Origin of the sequence: Streptomyces gamaensis (assembly GCF_042656465.1) — a bacterium.
Taxonomy (GTDB): Bacteria; Actinomycetota; Actinomycetes; order Streptomycetales; family Streptomycetaceae; genus Streptomyces; species Streptomyces gamaensis.
Genome location: NZ_JBHSPB010000048.1, coordinates 1 through 4,984 on the forward strand (window position 1 = coordinate 1; position 4,984 = coordinate 4,984).

The 4,984-nt window shown below is 28.3% G+C and carries 11 protein-coding genes; all 11 read left to right on the forward strand.

From position 1 onward, the window contains the following. Positions 1-194: 194 nt before the first annotated feature. Positions 195-485, forward strand: coding sequence for a hypothetical protein (locus tag ACFP1Z_RS33435; protein WP_343799778.1), 291 nt, complete (start codon positions 195-197; stop codon positions 483-485). Between the two features lie 221 nt (positions 486-706). Beyond that, positions 707-997: an AcrID1 family anti-CRISPR protein gene (locus ACFP1Z_RS33440; RefSeq protein WP_343799780.1), complete on the forward strand. Its 291-nt coding sequence runs from the start codon at positions 707-709 to the stop codon at positions 995-997. A gap of 213 nt (positions 998-1,210) precedes the next feature. Then, a complete protein-coding gene (locus ACFP1Z_RS33445; RefSeq protein ID WP_198968552.1) occupies positions 1,211-1,534 on the forward strand; it encodes a hypothetical protein in 324 nt (107 codons plus the stop codon). A 144-nt stretch (positions 1,535-1,678) separates the two neighbouring features. Next, entirely contained in the window at positions 1,679-1,969 is a 291-nt protein-coding gene (locus ACFP1Z_RS33450; protein WP_198968551.1) for an AcrID1 family anti-CRISPR protein, read from the forward strand. A 103-nt stretch (positions 1,970-2,072) separates the two neighbouring features. Beyond that, positions 2,073-2,369, forward strand: a complete 297-nt coding sequence (locus ACFP1Z_RS33455) for a hypothetical protein (protein ID WP_198968550.1) — start codon at positions 2,073-2,075, stop codon at positions 2,367-2,369. 138 nt (positions 2,370-2,507) lie between these two features. Continuing rightward, a complete protein-coding gene (locus tag ACFP1Z_RS33460) occupies positions 2,508-2,966 on the forward strand; it encodes a hypothetical protein (RefSeq protein WP_198968549.1) in 459 nt (152 codons plus the stop codon). A gap of 192 nt (positions 2,967-3,158) precedes the next feature. Then, complete coding sequence (locus tag ACFP1Z_RS33465; protein WP_343914944.1) at positions 3,159-3,497, forward strand: hypothetical protein; 339 nt, start codon at positions 3,159-3,161, stop codon at positions 3,495-3,497. A gap of 149 nt (positions 3,498-3,646) precedes the next feature. Further along, on the forward strand, positions 3,647-3,919 hold the full coding sequence (locus tag ACFP1Z_RS33470; protein WP_198968547.1) for an AcrID1 family anti-CRISPR protein: 273 nt from the start codon (positions 3,647-3,649) through the stop codon (positions 3,917-3,919). A 39-nt stretch (positions 3,920-3,958) separates the two neighbouring features. Beyond that, positions 3,959-4,129, forward strand: coding sequence for a DUF1374 domain-containing protein (locus ACFP1Z_RS33475; protein ID WP_390321837.1), 171 nt, complete (start codon positions 3,959-3,961; stop codon positions 4,127-4,129). Between the two features lie 85 nt (positions 4,130-4,214). After that, the gene (gene tnpA / locus ACFP1Z_RS33480) at positions 4,215-4,559 is read left to right on the forward strand and encodes an IS200/IS605 family transposase (RefSeq protein WP_344865518.1); all 345 of its coding nucleotides are present in this window, start codon (positions 4,215-4,217) and stop codon (positions 4,557-4,559) included. Continuing rightward, a partial coding sequence (locus ACFP1Z_RS33485; RefSeq protein WP_390321839.1) for a helix-turn-helix domain-containing protein occupies positions 4,534-4,984 on the forward strand: 451 nt, incomplete at its 3' end. The genes tnpA and ACFP1Z_RS33485, both read left to right, overlap by 26 nt.

Consider the following 4,984-nt stretch of genomic DNA (forward strand, 5'->3'; position numbering starts at 1 on the left):
CTACTTAGTTAATTAGTATATTATATATATTAGCTAATTAGCTAGATAGTAGTTATTAATTATATAATTATTCTTCAGTTCAAAATAGATTCTTTTAGACTTTTTCACCGCTCGTAATCAATTTGTTTCATGCTAGGAATAAAAAGTGGCCTTTTTTAAAAAATTGGAGATAGAAAAATTGGAACCTTCAATTTATGAATGCAGTGTTGGAAAAAATTGGAGGCCTCTTATTGAAAGTCGAGAGATACAAACGTAAAAGTTTAGAGAAAGATTTATATATGAGTTTTTACATATATGATATCAGTGAAAGAGAAATGAAAAAAGAAGTAATAATTGAAGGAGAAACGTACTATATTGAAAGTGAGGATGACCTAGTTAGCATAGTTCATGAGTTAGTCAAAAGAGGGTTTACAGTTAAGGAGATTGCATACGGACTAGGAATCAGTGAGAAAAAGGTCAGGAAATATTTAGAAGACTGTTGGTAAGTTAAGTTTTGTTTTTTTATTTGTAAGTTCTAATTCTCCTTTTTAGAATTTTTATTTTTCTCCTAATTAGCTAAGATTATGCTTAGTTTTTTTCAGTTTTGTGATAGTAATTGTAAAGGTTGAAAAATCAAGGAGGTGAAAAAATAAAGAGATAGAGAAGTAAAAAGATAGAGAAAGATTTATATAGCAGAAGATACATATATGTAAGTGGTGAGTAAAAAGTGAAGTATGAAGTCTTAAATCAAATCGTAAATCAAGTATTTGAAGACAGTACAGTAGACGAGTTACAGCTGAGATTTAGGGAAGATGTTGAAGTTAGTCCAGAAGAATTTAAACAGTTAATCGGTCAAGGTACCTTGGTAACTGGTACAGAAGATTACGGTGTAATAACTGACATTTACGAATATTGGGAAGAAGGAAAAAGGTACGTTAAAATGTTATTGGTCTACTATAAGAAAGATGAGAAATATTACGTAATGGAGTTACAAATGTGGAGAGAGATTAAGCTATAATTTTCTTTTTTTATTTCATTAATTTTTTTCTTATTTTTATTTTTTAATTTTTTCTTTATTATCTAAGACTATGGACTATTTTTTTCATTTTTCAGATACTAATTCAGGAGGTTGAAAAATCAAGACGGTGAAAAGATAAAGAGATAGAAAGATAAAAGAATAGAGAAAGATTTAAATAGTAGAAGATACATATGAAAGAATGAGGGGAAAAAGGTGAATGGTCAAGAATTAAGTCAAAAGATAATTTCAGTAGTTAGAGATTTTTTAAATGATCAATTCGTACAGAGGAAAGTGTTAAAAACGAAAAAAGAACTGACATTTAGCGAAAAACAGCTTAAAGAAATTGTTGAAAAAATTATGGAATATTACGGGATAAATTCAAATAATATCAATATCTTTAATGATAAGATTGAATTCAGATTTGATTATGATTTTGGCACTGTATTTGGTATATATCACGAAACTAGATACATAAGATTATTTTTTGAAAAAAGAAACAATATGTTAAAATTGACTAAAATTGAACTTGAAAAGTAAGTCTTTCTTTTTTTCTTTTTCTTCTTTTTAATTCTTAGTTTGTTTTTTTCTTTTCTAAATATTAGCTAAAGCTATGCCGAATTTTTTTCATTTTCCAGATACTAATTCTGCAGATAGAAAAATTTAAGATGTAAAAATATAAAATTGTCATATTTTTATGGAAATATTGGGGAAAGAAAAATAAGTTTTAAAGAAGTTAAAAAAATTATAGATTTGTTTTTTGAAGATTCTAATATACAAGAATTAAGTTTAAAATTTAAGATTTCTTTTGAAATTAATGAAGAAGATTATCGGCAATTAATTGAATTAGCATTTAGTCAATTTATTTATCCTTTAAACGATAATATTGAGATAAGAATTAATACTATGGAGTTAACAGATAATGAAAAAGATTTATTATATGAAATTCAAATAGTGCGTACTAAAAAATTGTGAATCTTTTCTAATTTCATTATCTATCTTTCTGAAAAATTCTTTATTTTTTTAAATTTACAGAAAACTATATTATTTAGTTCTTGATAATATTATTTGACCAAAAATGGCGATAACATTATTAGAAGGAGCACTATATGGATTTTTTGCAGTAACAGGAGTGTTAATTGGTAGTTTCGTAATTGGAGAAATAGTACACTTATATAATGAAAAGCAGTCAAATGAGAATTTTGCTAAAGCTGTTGATCAAATGTCAAAAAGTACAGTTATTGCTATTGAATCAATTAAGGACACGACAGTAACTGGAATAAATGCATTATTGAATATGGATACTTTAAGAGATGTAAATTCATTAGCTAGAGAAAAAGCAAAAGATCAAAATCCAAATACGCAAGCTAAATAATTTTAATTTTTAAGGTATTATTTTTTTAGTCTTTTTTATATTTTATTTTTGCATATTTTTCAAGTTTTGAAGATGAAAAATAGAGATGTAAAAGATTAGAGAAAACTTTATATACTAGTTTTTACATATATAGTATTGGTGAAAAGGATGGAAAAAGCACAAGTCGAAAAAAAAGTTAAAGCATATTATTTTTTCAGTAATGACGATAGTCTTGATAGTAGTAGACTATCATTGCTTGTGATAAAGACACATTTCGGCGTATACCAATATATCATCAAGAAAGCAATCAATAAGGATGTGTTTTATGTTCCGTTATCAAAAAAAGTAATACTAAAGTTATGGAGCGATAAAAAGGGGAATTTACTATTTTCCTTCATTCCTATAAGTCCACCAATATTTCTAAGTGATTATGAAGTTGTCAATTTCGATTTACTGAATGTAGCAGATGATATCAGCGGAAATTTATTAGTCGATACAAGCAAAAGCCAAATAGATATAAAAGGATTATCTTCATTACTAAATGCGATAAAAGATATCACAGGCGTTAATGTTCCTACTGATGTTCTTGTCTTATTAGCATATTTGTTATCAAGTTAATTTTTTTTATCAATAATTTTTTTCAAGTTCTTAATATTATTTCTAGTATTTCTAATTTCTTATTTTCTTATAATTATTTATTTTTATCGATAATTTTTCTCATTTTTTAGATATTTTTACTAATTCCGCAGAAATTGTAAGCATAAAAAAGTAGAAAGCTATAAACGTAAAAATTGAGAGAAAGCTTTATATATGAGTTTTTACATAATGTATATTGGTGAAAGAAAAATGACTGAACAAATAAAGTTAAGTCTAAGGTCAAAACAAAAAGAGTTATTACAAAAGTTTTTTTCAATTGCACAAAAGGATGAGGTTGGAGATCTATGTATTTCCATGTACAATTCTAATGGTAAACTAACTTTATTTGAACAAGATGCACAAAAATATCAACCATATGCTTATTTCAGGATAATGAGATTAGTAGAGAAAGGCATATTTTTCATAAAAGTTAAAAAAGTAAAAAGAAACAAAAAGTTTTTGTGTATGCATTCTAGCATAGCAGAAAAATTAAAAAGTCAATTTGAAAGTTAATCTTTTTTTAAATTTTTTCTTTTCTCCTAATTACCTAATTCTATCGATAATTTTTCTCAAATTCCAAATATTAATCCTACTTATTCCAAAAAATAAAGATTTAAAAATGTCATAATTCTTTTAGATTTTTGAAGGTGGTGAATAGGTAAATGAAATTTAAAGAATTAAAAGAACTTGTTAATATATTTTCAAAAAATGCTGAAATAAAGGAAATCATAATTAAAACTAATGATTCAATTGAATTATCAGGTGATGAATTTTATGAGTTGACAAAAGATAAAAAATTCGTAAATACATCTGTAAAAAATGCAATTTTTACAGTTGAATTTGAACAAAATGAGTTCACGAAATTCTTATTTAAATATGAAGAGATTGATGATATAGCTTATGTAAAAGAAATTAAGATGTGGCGTGAAGTTTAATTTTTTTCAGTCTAGGAATAGAAGTAGGTGAAATGAGATATGAATTTAAAGAAAGTTAAACGAATTATAGACATGTTCTTCAAAGAAAAAAATCTTGATGAGTTAACTTTAGCGTTTAAGAGATCTTTAACTTTACGGGGGTTAAGGGGGCGAAAGTCCCCTTCCGTGAGGGAGGGGATGAATAGCCCCCTTATAGAAACCTTTTTATAGTTATTAAAAAATACATATAACTATGCGGTACAGATTGGACAGAGGATCCCATTCGGTTTACGCTCTTTATTACCACTATGTCCAGGTGGTGAAGTACCGCAGAAAGGTGTTCGATAATGAAGAGATTATAAACTTCCTAAAGGAACAAATTCAGGAAATAAGCAAAACATTCGAAGTTGAAGTCATAGACATAGGAGTAGATAAGGATCACTTCCACATGTTATTCAAGGCAAAACCAACCCTAAATATACCCAGGTACGTGAACGCAATCAAGACCATCACGTCTAGAGAAATACAGAGAAGGTTCCCACAAGTAAAGGAAAAACTGTGGAAAGGACACTTCTGGTCACCTTCCTACTTCCTAGCAACGAGCGGACAAGTAACACTGGAGGTACTGAAAAAATATGTGGAGAGCCAAGGAGAAGAATGACAAGACCCAACTCTCATTCAAGTACAAGATTTACCCAACGAGAGAAGTAGAGGAGAAACTAATCAAAGTGATGCAAATTGAGGCTAAAGTATACAATGCCTTGCTAGACGTGATAAACAACGCGAGGAAAGAAGGGAAAAAGATAACACCTAAAGACACTCAAAACATGCTGAAAGAGTTGAAAATAGAAGGGAAGGAACTAGTTTACTCTAAAGCCCTTCAAATGGTTAACAACCAATTATGGAGCAACATCAATGCTCTTCATGAACTGAAGAAGAAAGGGAAGAAAGTGGGGAAACTGAGGTACAAGAAGATCTTGAAGATCATCAATTATAATCAATCTGGTTTCAAGGTTGAGGGAGACAAGCTGATCCTCTCAAAGATAGGAGAGATAAAAGTACTCTTTCACAGACCGTTGGAAGGCG

Excerpts from the sequence above, each read along its gene's own strand:
- ACFP1Z_RS33435 (WP_343799778.1), top strand. The coding sequence starts at position 195 with ATGAATGCAGTGTTGGAAAAAATTGGAGGCCTCTTATTGAAAGTCGAG.
- ACFP1Z_RS33455 (WP_198968550.1), top strand. The coding sequence starts at position 2,073 with ATGGCGATAACATTATTAGAAGGAGCACTATATGGATTTTTTGCAGTA.
- ACFP1Z_RS33465 (WP_343914944.1), top strand. The coding sequence starts at position 3,159 with ATGAGTTTTTACATAATGTATATTGGTGAAAGAAAAATGACTGAACAA.
- ACFP1Z_RS33470 (WP_198968547.1), top strand. The coding sequence starts at position 3,647 with ATGAAATTTAAAGAATTAAAAGAACTTGTTAATATATTTTCAAAAAAT.
- ACFP1Z_RS33475 (WP_390321837.1), top strand. The coding sequence starts at position 3,959 with ATGAATTTAAAGAAAGTTAAACGAATTATAGACATGTTCTTCAAAGAA.